Here is a 19,177-nt window from a genome sequence, read left to right as displayed (position 1 = left end):
GAGGGGGACAAAATGGGGAACGGGGCAGCGCGTTGAAAAGTCTGCAATTATCCCACGAACCGGGTAGTGCGCGATGTTTCAGCGATTGAACCACTTCAGCACGACGCCCCATTCCTCGACGTCGATGCGCGTGGCGTGGCCGCAGGCGAAATCGAGGCCCAGCCAGCGTTCGGGCGGCAGCCCCAGCAGGTGGCCGGCGATCGCGCGCAGCGGGCCGCCGTGGGCGACTACCACGACCGGGTCGGCGGGCAGGGGGGCGAGGAGGGCGTCGAGCCACTGCAGTACGCGCGCGCTCATGTCGTGCGCCGATTCGCCGCCCGGGGCGCGAAAGCCCAGCGGGTCGGTGGCCCAGGTGTCGATCGCCGGACCGAGCTCGGCGTACGGGCGCAGCTCCCATTCGCCGAAGTGCATCTCCTTGAGGCGGTCGTCGAGAACGGGCGTGCCGAGTTCGACCGCGAGCAGGCGTGCGCGCGCCAGCGGGCTCGCGTGCAGCGCGAAGCGTTCGGGCAGGATCGGACGCAGGCGCGCGGCGACGGCGTCGGCCGACTCAGCAAGTCCCACGTCCGACTGCCCGTAGCACACGCCCGGCGGCACGTCCGGGCGCGGGTGGCGGATCAGGTGAAGTTCCACGTCGCGAGGATGCCCAGGTAGATCGCCAGTTCGGTCGCCTGCTGCACGGCACCGAGGCAGTCGCCGGTGTAGCCGCCGAGGCGGCGCACGAGGTAGCGGCCGGCCCAAAGGGTCACGGCGGCGACGGCGATCAGTGCCGTGGCGGCTTCGCCGGGGTGCAGCAGCGCGAGCGGCAGGATGCCGAAGGCGGATGCGATCGCGAGTTCGGTGCCGGTGAGCCGGCGCGCGAGCGGCTTCGCCTTCGCCGTTTCGTCCTCGCGCACGTATTCGAGGGTGTGGATCAGGCTGGTCGAGGCAAGCCGCGACAGCGGATGGGCGACGAGCAGCGCGATAGCGACCGCGGCGTCGCCCGCGCCGGCCAGTTCGACCAGTGCCGCCGCCTTCGCCAGCAGCATCAGCACGAGGCCGACGGTGCCGTAGCTGCCGATGCGCGAGTCCTTCATGATCGTCAGCACCTGGGACTTGTCCCAGCCGCCGCCCAAGCCATCACAGGCGTCGGCCCAGCCGTCCTCGTGGAAGGCCCCGGTGGCGCGTATCGTCACCGCCATCGACAGCAGCACGGCGACGCTCGGTGGCAGGATCAGCGCGAGCGCGAGCCAGCTCGCCGCGCCGATCGCGCCGACCACCCAGCCCACGAGCGGGAAGTAGCGCGCGGCGTGGTTCAGGCGCTCAGGCGACCACGGCACCCACGCAGGCACCGGCAGGCGGGTGAAGAAGCCGAGCGCGGTGAAGAACAGTTCGAGTTGGTAGCGCATCATGCGGGCGCCGTTCAGTGGCCCCTCAGTTGCCTTTCTCGCTGACCTTGGCCGAATCGAAGCTCGCCATCTCGTTGAGGAAGTTCGCCGCCGCCTGCACGAGCGGGAACGCGAGCGCGGCGCCGGTGCCTTCGCCCAGGCGCAGATCCAGCTCCATCAGCGGGTCGACGCCGAAGTGCTTCAGCTGTGCGGTGTGCCCCGGTTCCTTGGAGCGGTGGGCGAACACGCAGTAGTCGAGGATCTCCGGGGCGATCGCGTGGGCGACGAGCAGCGCGGAGGTGACGATGAAGCCGTCGATCAGCAGCGTCATGCGCTTTTCGGCCGCGCCGAGCATCGCGCCGGCCATCACGGCGATCTCGAAGCCGCCGTATTCGGCGAGTGCCGCGCGCGGATCGGTCGGCCGGCCGCCGCGGGCGAGCGCCTGGCCGAGCAGTTCGCGTTTGCGCACGAGGCCGGCGTCGTCGAGGCCGGTACCGCGTCCGGTCACGGTGACGAGATCCGCGCCGCCCCCGTTGCTCCCCTCGCCGATCAGGCAGTGCGTCAGCAGCGAGGCCGACGCGGTGTTGCCGATGCCCATCTCGCCGAAGCCGACCACGTTGCAGCCGTTCGCGGCGAGCGCATGCGCAAGCTCGCGTCCGCGCGCAAGCGCCGCGTCGCACTGCTCGGCGCGCATCGCCGGTTCTTCCAGATAGTTCGCGGTGCCCGGCCCGAGCTTCGCATTGACGAGCCCCGGGCGCTGGCCGAAGTCGTGATTCACGCCGCAGTCGATGACGGTGAGCCCGATGCCCAGCTGACGGCTGAAGACGTTGATCGCCGCGCCGCCGGCGAGGAAGTTCTCGACCATCTGCCAGGTGACGTCCTGCGGGAAGGCGGAGATGCCCGCGCGCGCCGCGCCGTGGTCGCCGGCGAAGACCATGATGTGGGGCTGGCGGAGCTCGGGGCTGAGCGTCTGCTGGATCAGACCCAGCTGCAGCGCCAGTGGCTCCAGGCGGCCGAGGGCGCCCTGCGGCTTGGTCTTGTTGTCGATGCGGTGCTGGAGGTCGGCCGCGAGCGTGCGTCCGGGTGCGCAGATCTGATATGCCATGATTGTGGTATGCATGTGCCCTGAATGGGCTGCGATGGTAGCACGCAGCCTGTGTCGCGGTAGCACCCGGCCCGCGCCGCGAGCCTCACGCCTGGGCGATGCTGCGGGCGCTGCCGTGCTGGCGATTGAGGCGCTTGCCTTCCTTGGCGCGGCGCATGAGCTTGCTCGCCTGCTTGAGCAGGCTGACCGCATTGGAGCCTTCATTGCCCGAAATTGCGCAGCCCATCGAGACGTCGAGCATGAAGGTCTGGCCGCCGACCTGGATCGCCTCGCCGGCCACCGTGGCGACCGCGTTCGCTACGCGCTGCAGGTCGTCCATGTCGAACACTTCCTCGAGCACGATCACGAACTGGTCGTTCTCGGGGCGTGCGACCGTGTCCTGTTCGCGCACGATGCTGCGCAGCCGCTGCGCGACGGCCCTGAGGATCTCGTCGCCGACGTCCTGTCCGTAGCTGTCGTTGATCGAGCTGAATTCGTCGAGGTCGAGCATCACGACGCCGATGCGGGTGTTGTGGCGCTTGGCGCGGATGATGCCCTGGTCGATGCGGTCGGTGAGCAGCAGCTGGTTCGCAAGACCGGTGAGCGGATCATGATGCGACATCTCCTGGAAGCGCTGCTCGCTTTCCTGCAGGCGATGGGTGAGGGATTCGATCTCCTGGCTGCGCTGTGCCATGCCCTGGGTGAGGAACTGCTCCGACGCCTGCAGGGTTTCGATCGAGTGCTCCAGGCTGGCGATGTCGTCCGCGTGCCGGGCTGCGCGTTCGCGCCAGTTCGAGCCGGTGCGTTCGGCGAGTGCGAGCGACATCGTCAGCACGCCGAACGCCCATGCGAGCTGGATCGCGTGGATCGGCAGCCCCTCGGGACGCAGCAGCGCCGTATGGGTGGCGAGGAACAGCAGCGCGCCGACGAGCATCGCGGTCCAGCCGGCAATGAGAAGCGTCGCGCCCGGCAGTTTCTGCTGGCGGCCGTGCACGGCGCATGCGGTCGCCAGCAGGGCGAAGGCCGGGCTGATGCCGGCGATCAGCGTGCTCGGGTAATCGCCCGGCAGCACGAAGGCGCCGGCCAGCGCGAGGCCGAACAGCGCCGAAAAGACCTTGAGCGCGAGGTCGATGCGCGGCGAGCGCGTGGCGGTGCGCAGGTATTCGCGGTTGAACAGGGCGGCGCACAGTCCGGCGAGCGCGAGGCCGATGGGTTCGGCGGTCGTGGTCCAGCCGCCGTCGGACCCGCCGGGGGCAAAGCCGTGGAGCAGTCCGACCGTCAGCAGGCTGAGACCCGTGCCGAAGGCGAATCCCCCGTAAATGAGGTAATTGCGATCGCGGTTGGCGAGAAACTGCAGCACGCTGTTGAGCAGCAGCGCTGCCGTGAAGCCGACGTAGAAGACGGTGGCGATCAGGTTTGCGAGGATGTCCCCCGTTCCGGCCGACGTCCCCGCCTGCGCATAGGCCGAGAGCGGAATGGTCAGCGAGATCGCGAGGGCGGGGCACAGGCGTGCGGCGTCGAATGCCTTGCGGCGTTCAGGTTTCGCGTCAGCTGCGTGCGCCACAATGTTCATTACTGCCTTGTCGAAAAAAGTCTGTCGCGGAACTGCAATTCTAGGAGGCAATCGCGGGCCGCGTACAAAAAATCCGCCCCGTCATGGGCTGTGGCGTGTCGCGCTGTTGCGGTTTGATCTCAGGCGCCTCCCTTGAGCGCCAGGGGCAGGCCCGCGGCGACGAAGGTGACGCGCTCGCAGGCGGCGGCCACCATCTGGTTAAGGCGGCCCGCCTCGTCGCGAAAGAAGCGTCCGAGCGCCGTGTCGGGGACGAGGCCCAGGCCGACCTCGTTGGCGACGAGCAGGACCTCGCCGCTCAGTGTTGGCAAGATCTCCAGCAGCGCCGCGCGCTCCGCGTGGAGCGCCGGCGGAAGTTCCGCCATGGCAGGGTTGGCCACGTTGTCGGCGTCGCCCATCAGGTTGGACAGCCACAGCGTCAGGCAGTCGACGATCACGCAGCGTCCGTCGGCGGCTTCGCGCGCGAGCGTCGCCGCGAGTGCGACCGGCGTTTCGACGGTGCGCCAGCCAGTCGGGCGGTCGCCCTGGTGGCGGCGGATGCGGGCCTTCATCTCGTCGTCGAGGGCTTCGGCAGTGGCGATCACGGTGACGGGAAGTCCGCTGGCGACGGCAAGGTTTTCGGCGTGGCGGCTCTTGCCGGAGCGCGCGCCGCCGAGGATGAGGTGTGCGGGCATGTCTTTGGAATTACGCGTTTTTTTGCGCTGCGCAAAGTTGCGGAAAGCGCTATTATCCGCTCCGCGCCCGGTTTCGGGTGCGACGTGTAGCAGGTGCCCGACGGCGATTCGCGCCCGAGGGTTAAACGGGAAACAGGTGCGCGAACGGCTCCCGAAGCCGCCCCCCGCAATACCTGTGCTGCCCCCGCAACGGTAAGTGGACGCAAAGCGCATCCAACCGCCACTGGACGAGAGTCCGGGAAGGCGATGCGCCCGGTACGGACTCCACCACGGAGTGCCGTCCAGCCCATGAGCCCGGATACCGGCCTGGACACGAGAAGGCGGAAGTGCCGCGGGGAGGCGGCGACGGGCGTGCATCGCAGCGGCTCAATACGTATTTCCCCGGGCGGCGCTTCCATTGTGAAGATGACCAGTGGCGCGGGGACGCGATCGCTGGCGCAGGGAGATAGCCCCAAATGAATATCCGCTTGTCCGCTACCGCCGTCGCGGTGGCTGCCGCATTGCCGTTCGCCTCCGGTGCACTGGCCGCCGAAGAAAAGACCGGTGACACCGTCGTCGTGACCGCGACGCGCATGCCGACCCCGATCAACGAGTTGCTCAGCGATCTGACTGTCATCGAACGCGAGGACATCGAGCTCGCCGGCCAGTCGACGCTGGCCGAGTTCCTCGCCGCGCAGGCGAGCGTGCAGTTCTCGCAGGCAGGCGGTCCGGGCACCACCACCGGCATCTACCTGCGCGGCGGTGCGGCGAGCCACACGCTGATCCTCATCGACGGCGTGCGCACGGGCTCGGCGACGCTTGGCGAGCCGATTCCGCAGAACATCCCGCTGTCGCAGATCGAAAGGATCGAGGTCCTGCGCGGCCCGGCGAGCGCGCTGTACGGCAGCGATGCGATCGGCGGCGTGATCCAGGTCTTCACGCGCCGCGGCGAGGCGGGCGGTCCCCGCGTCGACGCCTTCGTCGGCGCAGGCAGCTATGGGCGCAGCGAGGCCACGGCCGGCGTTTCGGGCGGCGACCAGCGCTGGTCCTACAACCTCTCTGGCGGCTATGCGGAGTCCGAAGGCTACAGCGCACGTCGCAAGGCCGTCGCGGATCCGGATAAGGACGGCCACCGCAACACGAATTTTGCCGGCAGTCTGGCTTTCCGTCCTGCGGACGGACACGAAGTCGGCATGTCGGTGCTGCACAGCGACCAGCGTGCCTGGTACGACAACCAGTTCTCGCCGCTGCCCGCGAACGTCCGCAGCGACAGCGTCGCCTCGACGCTCCGGCTGTACAGCCTGAACCGCATCACCGACATCTGGGACTCGTCGCTGAGCTTCGGCCGCTCGATCGACGACGGCCGCGACCGCTTCTCCGCGTTCTCGCCCGAGGCGCACTTCACCACCGTGCAGGACCAGACCGTCTGGCAGAATACCTTCCGCCTGCCCATCGGCCGCGTGATGCTCGGTTACGAGTATCTCGAACAGAACGTCGATACCGGTCAGCCGATCGCGGTCGACAAGCGTTCGGTCGGTTCGGTGCTTGCCGGGTGGCAGGGCAACTTCGGGCGCAACCGCCTGCAGGCCAACCTGCGCCATGACGACAATTCGCGCTTCGAGGACAAGACGACGGGCTCGCTCGCCTACGGCTACCAGCTGAACGACCAGTGGCGAGTGCACGCGTCCTACGGCACCTCGTTCGCGGCGCCGACCTTCAACGACCTTTACTGGCCCGAGGATGTCTTCGTCTGCACGACGGCGATCTGCGGCTTCGATATGAGCTTCATCACCCGCGGCAATCCGGAGGTCAAGCCGGAAGAGGGACGTAACCGCGAACTCGCGCTGCATTGGGAAGGTGCGCACGCCGCGGCGTCGGTGACCTACTTCAACAACAAGGTGCGCAACCTCATCGACTGGCAGTCGACGTTCCCGTCGCCCGGTGTGTCGCTGCTGATGCCTTCGAACGTGTCCGCGGCGAAGCTCGAGGGCGTCAGCCTGAGCGGGCGTGCCGACGTCGGGGCGTGGCACGCTTCGGCGAACATCGATTTCCTGAAGGCGCGCGACGAGGGCACCGGCGACCATCTGCAGCGCCGCGCCGACCGCACGGCGACCTTCCGCCTGAGCCGCTCGATGGGGCAACTGCTCGCCGGTGGCGAACTGGTCGCCAGCGGTGCCCGCTACAGCAGCAACGGCGAACGCGAGCGCCTCGGCGGCTACGGCATCGTGAATCTGTTCGCACGTTATGCGATCGATCGCGCGTGGTCGCTCGAGGGACGCGTCAATAATCTGTTCGACAAGAAGTACGAGCTGATCAAGGATTACAACACGCCGGGTGCGAACGTCTTCGTGGGCGTGCGTTACGCGCCGAAGTAAGGGACGCGCCGCCGGCCGTCCCGACCGGATGACGGGAGACCCATGCCAGGACGCACATCGTCGGGCTTCGTGATTGCAGGGCAGGTGCTCGCGGGCGCGTGCGCGCTGGCGTGGGCGCTTGCCGCCGGCGACCTGCCGATCGGCCTCGGCGAGGTCTTCGATGCGCTGTTCCGCGGCGCCGAGGGCATGGCCGCCGATGTCGTGCGCGAGCTGCGCCTGCCGCGTGCGGTGGCGGTGTTCGTGTGCGGCGGGCTGCTGGCGCTGGCCGGTGCGCTGATGCAGGTGCTGCTGCGCAATCCGCTCGCCGACCCATACGTGCTGGGTGTGTCGGGCGGGGCGGCGGTCGGGGCGCTGGCGGCGATGCTGGTCGGCGCGTCGTCCTGGGCCATCGATGGCGCGGCCTTCGGTGGTGCGCTCGCGGCGATGCTGGTGGTGTTCGGACTGGCGCACGGCGACGGTTCTTGGACGCAGACCCGCCTGCTGCTCACCGGCGTCATCGTCGCCGCCGGCTGCGGCGCGGCGGTGACGCTGATGCTGTCGCTGGCGACCGACACGCGCCTGCAGTCGATGCTGTTCTGGCTGATGGGCGACGCGAGCGGCGCGAGCCGGCCGTGGCCGGCACTCGTGGTGCTCATTGCGGGGCTCGTCGTGGTGTTGCCGTTCGCGCGCGACCTCAACGTGCTCGCGCGCGGCGAGGCGACGGCGACGGCCCTGGGCGTGCGCGTGCAGCGGCTGCGCTATTTGCTGTACGTGCTCGCCTCGCTGCTGACCGCGGCGGCGGTGACGCTGGTCGGCTCCGTCGGTTTCGTCGGCCTGATCGTGCCGCACGTCGTGCGCTTCGCGATCGGCAACGACCAGCGCATGCTGCTGCCGGCCGCGCTGCTCGCCGGCGGCACGCTGCTGACGCTTGCCGACACGGCCGCGCGCACCGTGATGGCGCCCGTGCAGTTGCCGGTCGGTGTGCTGACCGCGCTGATCGGCGTGCCGGTGTTCCTCTTCCTGCTGTCACGGAATCCGCGCTGAGATGGTGTGCCCCGTGCTCGCAATTGACCTTGCTCCGCTGCTCTCCAAGGGCGCGCATGCCCTCCCCGGGACTGCGCGGCGGAGGGCGTGATGGCGTCGACTGATTCTTCCCCCGCCCTGCTGGAAGCCGACGGCCTCGCGCTGCAGGTCGGTGAACGCTGGCTGTGCTGCGAATTCAGCCTGCGGCTGGCGGCGGGCGAATGTCTCGTGCTGCTCGGGCCCAACGGCGCCGGCAAGACCACGCTGCTGCACACGCTGGCCGGCCTGCGCGCGCCGACGGTGGGCAGCGTGCGCCTCGGCGGGCGCCCCTACGCCGACTGGGACAGCCTCGCGGCGGCGCGCTTTCGCGGGCTCCTCGCGCAGCAGCAGCCGGACCATTTCTCTGCGTCGGTGCTGCAGACCGCGCTGATCGGCCGTCATCCGCATCTCGGCCGCTGGGGCTGGGAAACTGCGGAGGACGTTGCCATCGCGCAGGCGGCGCTGGCGGAGGTGGGGCTCGCGGAATTCGCGGGGCGCGACGTCCTCAGCCTGTCCGGCGGCGAGCGCCAGCGCGTGTCGATCGCGACGCTGCTGACGCAGGCCCCGCGGCTCTTCCTGCTAGACGAGCCGACGAATCATCTCGACCTGCACTACCAGATCGCCGTGCTGGAGCTGTTCGCGCGCCTTGGGCGCCAAGGGCGCGGCGTTGTGATGGTGCTGCACGACATCAATCTGGCGACCCGTTTCGCCGACCACGTGATCCTGCTCGACGGCAAGGGCGGCGTGCTGGCCGGCACGCGCGAGGACGTCCTGCAGCCGGAGCACCTCAGCCGCGCCTTCGAGCACCCGATCCGCCGCCTCGACGTCGACGGGCGCACCCTTTTCATCCCCGACTAGAACAAAGACATGAATCCCCCCGACACGGACAGGAACACCCGTCACGCCGAGCGCATGCAGCGCAAGAAAGCGGTCGTGGACGAAAAGATCGCCGCGGCGCAGAACGAGCGCGGCGTGCTGCTGGTCAATACCGGCAACGGCAAGGGCAAGTCGAGCGCCGCCTTCGGCGTCGTCGCGCGTGCGCTCGGCCACGGCATGAAGGTGGGCGTCGTGCAGTTCATCAAGGGCCGCTCGGACACCGGCGAGGAGGCCTTCTTCCGCCGCCAGCCCGACGTCGTGTGGCATGTGATGGGCGACGGCTTCACCTGGGACACGCAGGACCGCGCGCGCGACGTGGCGAGCGCGCAGGCGGCGTGGGAACAGGCGCGGGCGCTGCTGCGCGACCCCGCAATCGGGCTGGTGGTGCTCGACGAGTTGAACATCGCGCTGAAATACCGCTACCTTGAAGTGGAGGCGGTGCTCGCGGATCTGCGCGCGCGGCCCGCGCCGCAGCACGTGATCGTGACCGGCCGCGCGGCCCCGCCCGAGCTCGTCGAAGCGGCCGACACGGTGACCGACATGGGCCTCGTCAAGCACGCCTTCGCCGCCGGGGTGAAGGCGATGCCGGGCGTCGAGTTCTGAGCCGCGGATACGAACGATCCCGGCGCCGGTGCGACAATTAACCCGGCAAGGAAATATGAAGTCTGCACGGGGACCGTGTCCCTCCCCCTTCAAGGGGGAGGTTAGGAGGGGGATGGGTTTCGGTGACGTGCGCTTAACCATCCCCACCCCAGCCCGGGAGTCTTCGCTCCGCCGCTGCGGCGGCGCAGAGCGGTGCTTTGCGAAACCCCGCCTCCGCCCCCTTGAAGGGGAGGGAGCAACCGTGCCGCACTCAACCTGCATCCCTGATTTATTGCCGGGCCGATAACGACGAGAAATCTCTATGTCCCTTCCCGACCTCCCGAATCCCCGCCCCGGCCCCGCGCCGGGTCACGTCTACCTCGTCGGCGCCGGCCCCGGCGACCCCGAGTTGCTGACCCTGCGCGGCGCGCGCCTCGTCGCGGGCGCGGACGCGATCGTCTACGACAACCTCGTCAGCCCGGCGATCGTGGACCTTGCGCCGGCGTCGGCCGAGCGCCATTACGTCGGCAAGAAGGCCGCCGACCACACCCTGCCGCAGGATGACATCAACCAACTGCTGGTGCGCCTCGCGCAGGCGGGCAAGCGCGTCGTGCGCCTGAAGGGGGGAGACCCCTTCATCTTCGGGCGCGGCGGCGAGGAGATGGAAGTGCTCGTCGCGGCCGGCATCACCGTCGAGGTCGTGCCCGGCGTCACCGCCGCGGCGGGCATCGCTGCCTACGCCGGCATCCCGCTCACGCACCGCGACCATGCCCGTTCGGTGGTGTTCACGACCGGCTTCCTCAAGGACGGCGCGCTCGATCTCGACTGGCCGATGCTCGCGCGGCGCGGTCAGACACTGGTGATCTACATGGGCATCTCGCGCCTGCCCGACATCTGCCGCGAGCTCGTCGCCCACGGCCTGCCCGCGGACACCCCGGCCGGCGTCGTCGAGCGCGGCACGACGCCGGCCCAGCGCGTCGCCGTGGGAACGCTCGCTAACCTGCCGCAGGTGGTCGCGGACGAGGGCATCCGCCCGCCGGCGCTGACCATCGTCGGCGATGTCGTCGGCCTGTATCCGCGCCTCGCGTGGTTCGCGCCGGACAGCGCGCCGGTCGCGCATCCTCCCCACGCCGGCTGCACCGTGGTGCATCGTGGGGATGACCAGGAATGAGGAATGGCGGAATGAACGATATGGCGCGCTGCCCGGCTCTCTTCGTCGCTGCACCCGCTTCGGGCCAGGGCAAGACCACCGTCACCGCCGCGCTCGCGCGTCTGCACGCGCGTGCGGGGCGGCGCGTGCGCGTGTTCAAGTGCGGGCCCGACTTCCTCGACCCGCAGATCCACGCGGTCGCGAGCGGCGCGCCGGTGTACAACCTCGATCTCGGCATGTGCGGCGAGGCCGACGCGGCGTGGCGCCTGTACCAGGCGGCGTGCGACGCGGACCTGATCCTCGTCGAGGGCGTGATGGGCCTCTACGACGGCACGCCCTCCGGCGCCGACATCGCACGGCGCTTCGGCCTGCCGGTGATGGCGGTGATCGATGCGCGCGCGATGGCGCAGACCTTCGGCGCGGTGGCCTACGGGCTCGCGCATTACCAGCCGGGCCTGCCTTTTTCCGGCGTGCTCGCGAACCACGTCGGCAGCGCGCGTCACGCGGAGATGCTGTGCGCGGCCTTGCCCGCGGGGATGCGCTGGTACGGCGCGCTGTCGCGCGATGCGCAGGCCGGGCTGCCGGAGCGCCACCTGGGCCTGCTGCAGGCGGCCGAGATCGCCGACCTCGAAGCGCGGCTGGACCGTTTCGCCGACGGCATCGCGGCGACCGGCGCGGCCGATCTGCCCGAGCCGGTGGAGTTTTCCGCGGCGCTGCCGGCGCAACTGCCCCCGCTGCTGGCCGGGCACACGATCGCGATCGCGCGCGATGCGGCCTACGGTTTCATCTACCCGGCCAACCTCGACACCTTGAGCGGGCTCGGTGCACGGCTCGAATTCTTCTCGCCGCTTGCCGGCGACGCGCTGCCCGACTGCGACGCCGTGTGGTTGCCGGGCGGCTATCCCGAGCTGCACGGCGAGGCGCTCGCGGCGAACCCGCACCTCTTCGCCGGACTGCGGGCGCACGCGGTGGCGGGCAAGCCGCTGCTCGCCGAGTGCGGCGGCATGATGAGCCTCTTCGAGACGGTCGTCGACAAGGCCGGGCAAGCGCATGCCTTCGCTGGCCTGCTGCCGGGGCGGGCGGTGATGCAGCAGCGGCTCGCGGCGCTCGGGATGCAGCTGGCCGAACTTCCGGAAGGGCGGCTAACCGGTCACACCTTCCATTATTCGATGAGCGACACCCCGCTCGCGCCCCTCGTGCGCGCGCAGACGCCGGACGGGCGCGAGGGCGAGGCGATTTACCGTCAGGGGCGGCTCACGGCGTCCTACGTACACTTCTACTTTCCGTCGAACCCGGCGGCCGTGGCGGGTCTCTTCGCCTGACCACGGGCGGCAGCGCCCGCACTCCCGTAGGGCGGGAGGAGTGCAGCGCATCCTGCCACGCGGCGTATCCCGCCAGCACCGAGCCTGGGCTGGCGGGATACGCCTTCGGCTCCTCCCGCCCTACGCGTCCGGATGGGACCTGAGGGGAACTCCGTCGGCGTCAGGGGCAGGGTGCGGGATTCCCGACGTTCGTGGCGAGAGGAGCGAACGGGTTAAACTTTGCCGATCATCGGGCCGCGCGAAGCGCGCCCACCGGAGGAGCCGCATGATCGAGCGTTGCGCCTGGGCGGGCAATGATCCGCTGTACGTCTATTACCACGACACCGAATGGGGCGTGCCGACCGACGACGCGCGCACGCTGTTCGAATTCCTCGTCCTCGAAGGCGCGCAGGCGGGGCTGTCGTGGATCACCGTGCTGAGGAAGCGCGAGCGCTACCGGGCGGTGTTTGATTGCTTCGATCCCGAGCGCATCGTGCGCTACGACGAAGCGAAGAAGGCGGAGCTGCTCGCCGACGCCGGCATCATCCGCAATCGCGCGAAGATCGACGCGGCGATCGTAAACGCACGCGCCTGGCTCGACCTGCGAGACGCCGGGACCGATCCCGTGGCCTGGCTGTGGAGCTTCGTCGACGGCGAGCCGGTGCAGAACGCCTTCTCGGCGCTGGCGGAGATCCCCGCGACGACGCCGCAGTCCGATGCGATGAGCAAGGCCTTGAAGGCGCGCGGCTTCAAGTTCGTCGGCAGCACGATCTGCTACGCGCTGATGCAGGCCGCGGGCATGACCAACGACCATGTCGTCGCCTGCCCGCGCCACCGCGCAGTCGCTGAGATCGCACGCTTGCGGAGCCGGGCGTGAGCGCCCCGCTGCGCCACGTGCCGCCGATGCATGCGCTGGCGGCCTTCGAGGCGGCCGCGCGCCTGGGCGGTTTCGCGCAGGCGGCCGAGGAGCTGTGCGTGACGCCGAGCGCCGTCAGCCACCGCATCCGCCAGCTGGAAACCCAGCTCGGCACGGCCCTGTTCGAGCGTGCGTCGGGCGGCGTGCGGCCGACGACCGCCGGGCGCCTGTACCTCGACAGCGTGCGCGCGGCTTTCGACAAGCTCGCGCAGGCCGGCGCGGTGCTGCGGCCCGAGCGCGAGCGCCTGCGCGTGTCGCTGCCGCCGACCTTTGCGCGCCAGTTGCTGATGGCGCGCCTGCCCGAATACCTGCGCGCGCATCCCGAGGTGGAGCTCGAGGCGCACCTGTCGATCCCCTTGCAGGACGTCACCGCCGAGGCCGCGGACGTCGAGGTGCGCTGGGGGCGCGGCGATTATCCGGAGCGCGTGGTGCGCAAGCTCTTCGACGACACGATGGTGCCGCTCGCCGCGCCGTCGTGGGTTGCCGCGCATGCGCCGGCCGGCATGGCGGATCTCGCCGGTCTGGATTTGCTGCGCTCGCCGCTGCTGCCGTGGCGTCCGTGTTTCCTCGCGGCCGGCCTCGACTGGGGCGAGCCCGAGCGCGGCGCCGTGTTCAACGACCTGGGCATGCTGATGGAGATCGCCGCGGCCGGCCTGGGCGCGGCGGTGGGCACGCGGCGCCTGTCGGCAGCGTGGGTCGAGACGGGGCGGCTCGTACCGCTCTTCGGCGTGTCCGCGCCGGCACCCTTCACCTACTACGCGGTGACGACGCCGGCGCAGAGCAAGCGTGCCGTGGTGCAGGCATTCATCGACTGGCTCGCGGCCACGTTCGCCTAGGTAGGCCGGACATGAACTTCCTGGCCCACGCCTGGCTCGCCGGCGAATCCCCTCCGGACCGCCTCGGCGGGCTGATGGGCGACTTCGTGAAAGGGGCGCTGCCGGCCGGCTTGCCGCCGGACATTGCCGAGGGCGTGCGCCTGCACCGCCAGATCGACGTCTTCGCCGAAACCCACCCAGCCTTCCAGCGCAGCCGCGCGCGGGTGTCGCCCGAGCGGCGGCGCGTCGCCGGGGTGATGGTCGACATGTTCTACGACCACTTCCTCGCGCTGCACTGGGAGCATTTCCACGACGAGCCGCTCGATCGCTTCAGCGCGACGCTGTACGCGCTGATGGACGCGCACGGCGCGCTGCTGCCGCCGCGCCTGGCGGACATCCTGCCGCGCATGCGCGAATCGGACTGGCTGGGGAGTTACCGCTCGGCGGACGTCATCGCGATGGCGCTGGACCGCATGGCGCTGCGCCTGCGCCGCGCCAATCCGCTGACCGGCAGCGGCGCCGAGCTGCTCGCCGACTACGCCGGTTTCGAGGCGGATTTCTTCGAGTTCATCGCGGCCGCCGAGGCGTTCGCGGCGAACAGCCGGGCCCTGCGCGGACCCGGCCAGGGGTGTTGCATCAACGCAACGGAATGACCAGCGGCGGGATGTCGACGCCGATCGTGATCGCGGGATTGCGCGGATAGTAGCGCGGCTCGTAGACCGGGGCATAGACCGGCGCCGGAGCGTAGTAGCGGATCGGGCGCTCGTAGTAGCGGTATTCGCGCACCACGGGCCGGTGCTCGATGAAGCGTTCGCGGATCACCACGCGCTCGCGGTCGCGGTATTTCTTGTAGTGGCCGTGACGGTGACCATCGCCGCGCCACTCGCGGTAGCCGTCGTCGCGCCAGTGGTCGCGGTCGGCATGGGCGGGCGTGGCAGCGATCAGGGCACCCCCGGCGATCATCGCGGCAAGCAGTTTGAGGGCTTTCGATTTCATGGTTCTTCTCCTGACTGACCGGACACCGTCACGCAGCGCGTACCGTTGTCCCCATGCGCATTAAACGCGAGATCGACCGGAGAAGTTGTCGTCGAGTTGTAAGCGAATATGCATCACACGGCTTAGTCCGGGGGCATGTGGCCGGCCCCGGACCAAGCCGCCGGCCTCAGCCGACGATGATCACATGCACGCGCCGCGGGCCGTGCGCGCCGAGCTGGATGGTCTGCTCGACGTCGGCCGTGCGCGACGGGCCGGAGATGATGTTGGTCGCGCGCGGCATGCCTTCGGCGCGCGCGCGCAGGACTTCCCACGCCTCTTCAAAGTGGCCGACGATCGCGCCCGCGTCGAGCACGACGACGTGGTCGTCGGGCACGAAGTTGTGCGTGATCGGGCTCGCCGGGCCGGAGGCCATCATCAGGCTGCCGGGCTCGGCGATGCCGGCGAGCGCCTGCGACACCGCCATCGTCTCGCTGATGCCGGCCGGGTCGTGATGCACCGCCAGGCCGGCCGGCCACGCGAGGTCCTTCAGCGCGGCGCCGACCGCGGCGTGCGCGGGCAGGCCCTTGTCGACGCGATAGGCTTCGACGGCGGCCGGCACGTCGGCGCGGCTCGCTACGCGCGCGGTGGTGCCGGCGCGGCTCTCGAACTTGCGGATGAAGCGCGCGACGAGCTCCTCGTCCTGCGCGGGGCGGGTGTGCTGCGGGCGGCGTGCGTCGAGTTCGGCGCGCCGCTTGTCGTCGAGCGGGCCGCGCCGCAGCGCGGAGCGGACGGAGTTGAGGATCGCCTCGCGGGCGTTCGCTGCTGCAGTCATTTTTGGCCTCGCTTGCCTTGCCACAGTTCCAGGAAGGTGCGTCCCGCCGGGGCCGGCAGGTCGCGCACGTCGGTCCAGCCGCTCGCGAGCGGCAGGCGGCGGATGCTGCCGTTCTTGGCGATCGCCGACAGGAAGCGCGCACCGACCTGTTCGAGCGCGTGATACAGCTTCGGCCGCGTCGCGACGTAGCGCCACACCTTCAGCGCGCGCCTCTGCATCACCGGCGTGATGTCCTGCTGGTGCTGCATGTGGCGCAGCTCGCGCAGCAGGTCCGGCAGCGGGATCTTCACCGGGCACACCGAGGCGCAGCGGCCGTTGAGCGTGCACGCGTTGGGCAGGTCGTAGGCGTTGTCCAGCCCCTTGATCAGTGGCGTCAGCACCGAACCCATCGGCCCCGGATACACCCAGCCGTAGGCGTGGCCGCCGACCGCGCCATACACCGGGCAGTGGTTCATGCACGCGCCGCAGCGGATGCAGCGCAGCATGTCCTTGAAGCGCCCGCCGAGCATCTTCGAGCGGCCGTTGTCGACCAGCACCACGTGGTACTCCTCGGGGCCGTCGAGGTCCTCGGCTCGGCGCGGGCCGGTCGAGATCGTCGTGTAGGTCTCGGTCTCCTGGCCGGTGGCGCTGCGCGCGAGCAGGCGCAGGAACAGCGTTGCGTCGTCGAGCGTCGGCACGACACGCTCGATGCCGGAGGTGACGATATGCACCTTCGCCAGCGTCTGCGTCAGGTCGCCGTTGCCTTCGTTTGTGACGATGATCGACGAGCCGGTCTCGGCGACGAGGAAGTTGCCGCCGGTGATGCCGACGTCGGCGCGGAAGTATTTGTCGCGCAGCACCCTGCGCGCCTCGTTGACGAGGTCGGCGACCTCGGTCTTGCGCGGTCCGCCGTGCGCGGCCTCGAAGAGGTCCGAGACCTGGTCCTTGGTCTTGTGCACGGCCGGCGCGATGATGTGCGACGGCGGCTCGTGCGCGAGCTGGATGATGTACTCGCCGAGATCGGTCTCGACGACTTCCATGCCGTGCTCGATCAGCGCCTCGTTGAGGCCGATCTCCTCCGACACCATCGACTTGCCCTTGGTGACGGTCTTCGCGTCGACGCGCTTGCAGATGTCGAGGATGATCTTGCGCGCCTCCTCCGCGTCGCGCGCCCAATGCACGTGGCCGCCGGCGGCCGTCACCGCCGCCTCGTAACGCTCGAGGTAGTGGTCGAGGTTGTCGAGGATGTGGTTCTTGGTGTTCTTCGCTTCCTCGCGCAGCTGCTCGAACTCCGGCAGCTCAGCCGCCTGCTGCGCGCGCTTGCCGACGAACCCGCCGCGCGCCTTGCCCAGCGCCTGCTGCAGGCTTGCGTCGTGGATCGCGAAGACCGCGCGCTCCTTGAATTCCTTCGAACGGATTTCCATCAGTCGGACTCCTTCGCGGCGCCCGCGAGCCCCGGGCCGTCGGCGAGGCCGGCCAGGACTTCGGAGGTGTGGAAGACCTTAACCGGCGCGTTGATGCGCTTCAGCCGCCCGGCGATGTTCATCAGGCAGCCCAGGTCGCCGCCAACCACGGTGTCGGCTCCGGTCGCGAGGATGTTCCTGACCTTGTCCTCGACCATCTTCTCGGAGATCTCCGGGTACTTCACGCAGAAGGTGCCGCCGAACCCGCAGCACACCTCGCTGTCTTCCATCTCCTTGAGCTTGAGGCCGTCGACCTCGCCCAGCAGCGTGCGCGGCTGACCCTTGATGCCCAGGCCGCGCAGGCCGGAACAGGAGTCGTGGTAGGTCACGCTGCCGTCGTAGTGCGCATCGGACGCGGTGGCCCCGAGCACGTCGGTGAGGAAGGACAGCAGCTCCCAAGCCTTCTCCGACAGCTCCTGCGCGCGCGGCAGCCACACCGGGTCGTCGTGGAACAGCACCGGATAGTCGTGGCGGATCGTCGCCATGCACGAGCCGGACGGCCCGACGATGTAGTCGTAGTTCTCGAAGGTCTCGATCACCTGGCGGGCGAGCGCGCGCGCGGCGTCGTAATCGCCGCTGTTGTAGCCGGGCTGGCCGCAGCAGGTCTGGTTCGCGGGCACTTCGACGGTACAGCCGGCGTCTTCGAGCAGTTTCACCGCCGAGAAGCCGACGTTCGGGCGGAACACGTTCATCAGGCAGGTGGCGAACAGTCCGACGCGCGGCCCGCGGGTGGGCGATTCGGTCATGAGGGAGGTCTCCGGTTCTTGTTCGGAATGTTGGTGGAACGAGGTGGAGCGATGTTAACAAGCTCCGCGGCGGCACGCGGCGAGGGATTTTCAGCCCTGCGATGAGCCCCGTTCATGTCTTGGGCAGCATAGCAGCTGCCAACGCCGATTCGCGCGCGCTCAGGGTTTCCCCGCACCCTGGCGACGGCGTTGCGTGGCACACTGCGCGCCTTCGAAACGGGGAAGGAATCCATGCTGGCTGGTTTGCTCGCGGCACTCGGCGCGGGGCTGTTGTGGGGGCTCGTGTTCGTCGTGCCGCTGATGCTCGGGGACTACCCCGGCATCGTGCTCGCGTTCGGGCGCTACATCGCCTTCGGCATGCTCGCCCTCGGTCTTGCCTGGATGGACCGCGCGGCACTGGCAAAGCTCACGCGAGCCGACTGGATCGAGGCCGGCAAGCTCGCGCTGATCGGCAACCTCGTCTATTACACGACGCTCGCCAGCGCGATCCAGCTCGCCGGCGCACCGGTGCCGACACTGATGATCGGCACGCTGCCGGTCGTCATCGCGATCTGCGCGAACCTCACCGAGCGCCGCGCCGGCAATGCCGCCGACGTCGTCGCCTGGCGGCGCCTTGCGCTGCCGCTCGTGGTGATCCTGGCGGGGCTCGTGGTCGTGCAGATCGATCCCTCCGCCCAGGCGGCAGATGTGGCCGGGCGGGGAGGCGCGGGCGCCCAGGGCGGACTGCGCTACGCGCTAGGCCTGCTGCTGGCGGCCGTCGCGGTCGCGTCCTGGACCTGGTATCCGATCCGCAACGCGCGCTGGCTGCGCGCGCGCGGGCCGGGGCTGGCGCGGCCTTGGGCGACCGCGCAGGGGCTCGTGACGCTGCCGCTCGCGCTAATTGCCGCAGGCGGCTTCGCGCTGTGGCAGGGCATCGCCGCGCCGGCGGAGGCCTTCGACTGGCCCCTCGGGCCGAGGCCGCTGATCTTCGTCAGCCTGATGCTGCTCGTGGGCCTTGCCGCATCGTGGCTGGGCACGCTGCTGTGGAATCGCGCGAGCCACCTGCTGCCCCCCGCGCTCGCGGGCCAGCTCATCGTGTTCGAAACCCTGGCGGCATTGCTCTATGCTTTCCTGTGGTACGGGCGCTGGCCGGGCCCCGGCGAGGCGGCAGGCATCGTGCTGCTGGTCGTGGGCGTGCTGCTGGGTGTGCGCGTGTTCCGGCCGGCCGCGAGCCGATCTTGAGGAGAAGCCTGTGTTTGCGTTGATGGCGGCCGATCTCGTCGTGCTGGTGCACGCGCTCTTCATCGCCTTCGTGGTGTTCGGCGGGCTGCTGACACTGCGTTGGCCGCGCGCAAAGTGGGTGCACCTGCCGGTCGCGGCGTACGGGGCGGGTATCGAACTGATCGGCTGGACCTGTCCGCTGACCCCGCTCGAGAACGCGCTGCGGCGGGCGGCGGGGGGCGTGGACTACCGCGG

The 19,177-nt window shown here is 69.7% G+C and carries 20 protein-coding genes and 1 riboswitch; of the genes, 11 read left to right on the top strand and 9 right to left on the bottom strand.

From position 1 onward, the window contains the following. Positions 1-78 precede the first annotated feature (78 nt). The 5 genes from cobC to cobU form a co-directional block, all read right to left on the bottom strand. The gene (cobC, locus tag GPA27_RS24740; RefSeq protein WP_169143097.1) at positions 79-630 is read right to left on the bottom strand and encodes an alpha-ribazole phosphatase family protein; all 552 of its coding nucleotides are present in this window, start codon (positions 628-630) and stop codon (positions 79-81) included. After that, complete coding sequence (locus GPA27_RS24735) at positions 615-1,385, bottom strand: adenosylcobinamide-GDP ribazoletransferase (protein ID WP_169143100.1); 771 nt, start codon at positions 1,383-1,385, stop codon at positions 615-617. Before GPA27_RS24735 ends, cobC begins: the two co-directional genes overlap by 16 nt. Positions 1,386-1,410: 25 nt before the next feature. Further along, on the bottom strand, positions 1,411-2,469 hold the full coding sequence (gene cobT, locus GPA27_RS24730; protein WP_169143096.1) for a nicotinate-nucleotide--dimethylbenzimidazole phosphoribosyltransferase: 1,059 nt from the start codon (positions 2,467-2,469) through the stop codon (positions 1,411-1,413). 85 nt (positions 2,470-2,554) lie between these two features. Next, positions 2,555-4,021 (bottom strand): diguanylate cyclase, encoded by a 1,467-nt coding sequence (locus GPA27_RS24725; protein ID WP_169143095.1) that lies wholly within the window; start codon positions 4,019-4,021, stop codon positions 2,555-2,557. Between the two features lie 119 nt (positions 4,022-4,140). Continuing rightward, the gene (gene cobU, locus GPA27_RS24720; RefSeq protein ID WP_169143094.1) at positions 4,141-4,692 is read right to left on the bottom strand and encodes a bifunctional adenosylcobinamide kinase/adenosylcobinamide-phosphate guanylyltransferase; all 552 of its coding nucleotides are present in this window, start codon (positions 4,690-4,692) and stop codon (positions 4,141-4,143) included. Between the two features lie 90 nt (positions 4,693-4,782). Next, positions 4,783-5,001: riboswitch (cobalamin riboswitch) on the top strand. A 146-nt stretch (positions 5,002-5,147) separates the two neighbouring features. Here cobU and GPA27_RS24715 point away from each other — a divergent pair. From GPA27_RS24715 to GPA27_RS24675, 9 genes are all read left to right on the top strand, one after another. Continuing rightward, complete coding sequence (locus GPA27_RS24715; RefSeq protein WP_169143093.1) at positions 5,148-7,046, top strand: TonB-dependent receptor domain-containing protein; 1,899 nt, start codon at positions 5,148-5,150, stop codon at positions 7,044-7,046. A gap of 42 nt (positions 7,047-7,088) precedes the next feature. After that, the gene (locus GPA27_RS24710) at positions 7,089-8,069 is read left to right on the top strand and encodes a FecCD family ABC transporter permease (protein ID WP_169143092.1); all 981 of its coding nucleotides are present in this window, start codon (positions 7,089-7,091) and stop codon (positions 8,067-8,069) included. A 90-nt stretch (positions 8,070-8,159) separates the two neighbouring features. Further along, the gene (locus GPA27_RS24705; protein WP_169143091.1) at positions 8,160-8,945 is read left to right on the top strand and encodes an ABC transporter ATP-binding protein; all 786 of its coding nucleotides are present in this window, start codon (positions 8,160-8,162) and stop codon (positions 8,943-8,945) included. A gap of 9 nt (positions 8,946-8,954) precedes the next feature. Beyond that, positions 8,955-9,566 (top strand): cob(I)yrinic acid a,c-diamide adenosyltransferase, encoded by a 612-nt coding sequence (gene cobO, locus GPA27_RS24700; RefSeq protein ID WP_169143090.1) that lies wholly within the window; start codon positions 8,955-8,957, stop codon positions 9,564-9,566. A gap of 301 nt (positions 9,567-9,867) precedes the next feature. Then, positions 9,868-10,716: a uroporphyrinogen-III C-methyltransferase gene (cobA, locus tag GPA27_RS24695; protein WP_169143089.1), complete on the top strand. Its 849-nt coding sequence runs from the start codon at positions 9,868-9,870 to the stop codon at positions 10,714-10,716. Between the two features lie 11 nt (positions 10,717-10,727). Continuing rightward, positions 10,728-12,017, top strand: a complete 1,290-nt coding sequence (locus GPA27_RS24690; protein ID WP_169143088.1) for a cobyrinic acid a,c-diamide synthase CobB — start codon at positions 10,728-10,730, stop codon at positions 12,015-12,017. 265 nt (positions 12,018-12,282) lie between these two features. Then, positions 12,283-12,873 (top strand): DNA-3-methyladenine glycosylase I, encoded by a 591-nt coding sequence (locus GPA27_RS24685; RefSeq protein ID WP_169143087.1) that lies wholly within the window; start codon positions 12,283-12,285, stop codon positions 12,871-12,873. Beyond that, entirely contained in the window at positions 12,870-13,748 is an 879-nt protein-coding gene (locus tag GPA27_RS24680) for a LysR substrate-binding domain-containing protein (protein ID WP_256223110.1), read from the top strand. The genes GPA27_RS24685 and GPA27_RS24680 overlap by 4 nt, the downstream gene beginning before the upstream one ends. An 11-nt stretch (positions 13,749-13,759) precedes the next feature. Continuing rightward, positions 13,760-14,380 (top strand): acyl carrier protein phosphodiesterase, encoded by a 621-nt coding sequence (locus GPA27_RS24675; protein WP_169143086.1) that lies wholly within the window; start codon positions 13,760-13,762, stop codon positions 14,378-14,380. Here GPA27_RS24675 and GPA27_RS24670 read toward each other — a convergent pair. From GPA27_RS24670 to GPA27_RS24655, 4 genes are all read right to left on the bottom strand, one after another. Then, complete coding sequence (locus GPA27_RS24670) at positions 14,364-14,723, bottom strand: hypothetical protein (RefSeq protein WP_169143085.1); 360 nt, start codon at positions 14,721-14,723, stop codon at positions 14,364-14,366. The genes GPA27_RS24675 and GPA27_RS24670 overlap by 17 nt on opposite strands. Before the next feature lie 166 nt (positions 14,724-14,889). Then, entirely contained in the window at positions 14,890-15,534 is a 645-nt protein-coding gene (locus GPA27_RS24665; RefSeq protein ID WP_169143084.1) for a LutC/YkgG family protein, read from the bottom strand. Next, the gene (locus tag GPA27_RS24660; protein WP_169143083.1) at positions 15,531-16,937 is read right to left on the bottom strand and encodes a LutB/LldF family L-lactate oxidation iron-sulfur protein; all 1,407 of its coding nucleotides are present in this window, start codon (positions 16,935-16,937) and stop codon (positions 15,531-15,533) included. The genes GPA27_RS24665 and GPA27_RS24660 overlap by 4 nt, the downstream gene beginning before the upstream one ends. After that, the gene (locus GPA27_RS24655; protein ID WP_169143082.1) at positions 16,937-17,722 is read right to left on the bottom strand and encodes a (Fe-S)-binding protein; all 786 of its coding nucleotides are present in this window, start codon (positions 17,720-17,722) and stop codon (positions 16,937-16,939) included. The genes GPA27_RS24660 and GPA27_RS24655 overlap by 1 nt, the downstream gene beginning before the upstream one ends. A gap of 231 nt (positions 17,723-17,953) precedes the next feature. On the opposite strand from GPA27_RS24655, the gene GPA27_RS24650 reads away from it, so the two are divergent. Then, entirely contained in the window at positions 17,954-18,943 is a 990-nt protein-coding gene (locus tag GPA27_RS24650; protein ID WP_169143081.1) for an EamA family transporter, read from the top strand. 10 nt (positions 18,944-18,953) lie between these two features. Beyond that, on the top strand, positions 18,954-19,177 hold a 224-nt coding region (locus tag GPA27_RS24645; protein WP_256223109.1), incomplete at its 3' end, for a DUF2784 domain-containing protein.

The organism is Aromatoleum toluolicum (assembly GCF_012911005.2).
GTDB classification, from domain to species: domain Bacteria; phylum Pseudomonadota; class Gammaproteobacteria; order Burkholderiales; family Rhodocyclaceae; genus Aromatoleum; species Aromatoleum toluolicum.
This window is presented reverse-complemented; position numbering and strand designations above follow the sequence as displayed.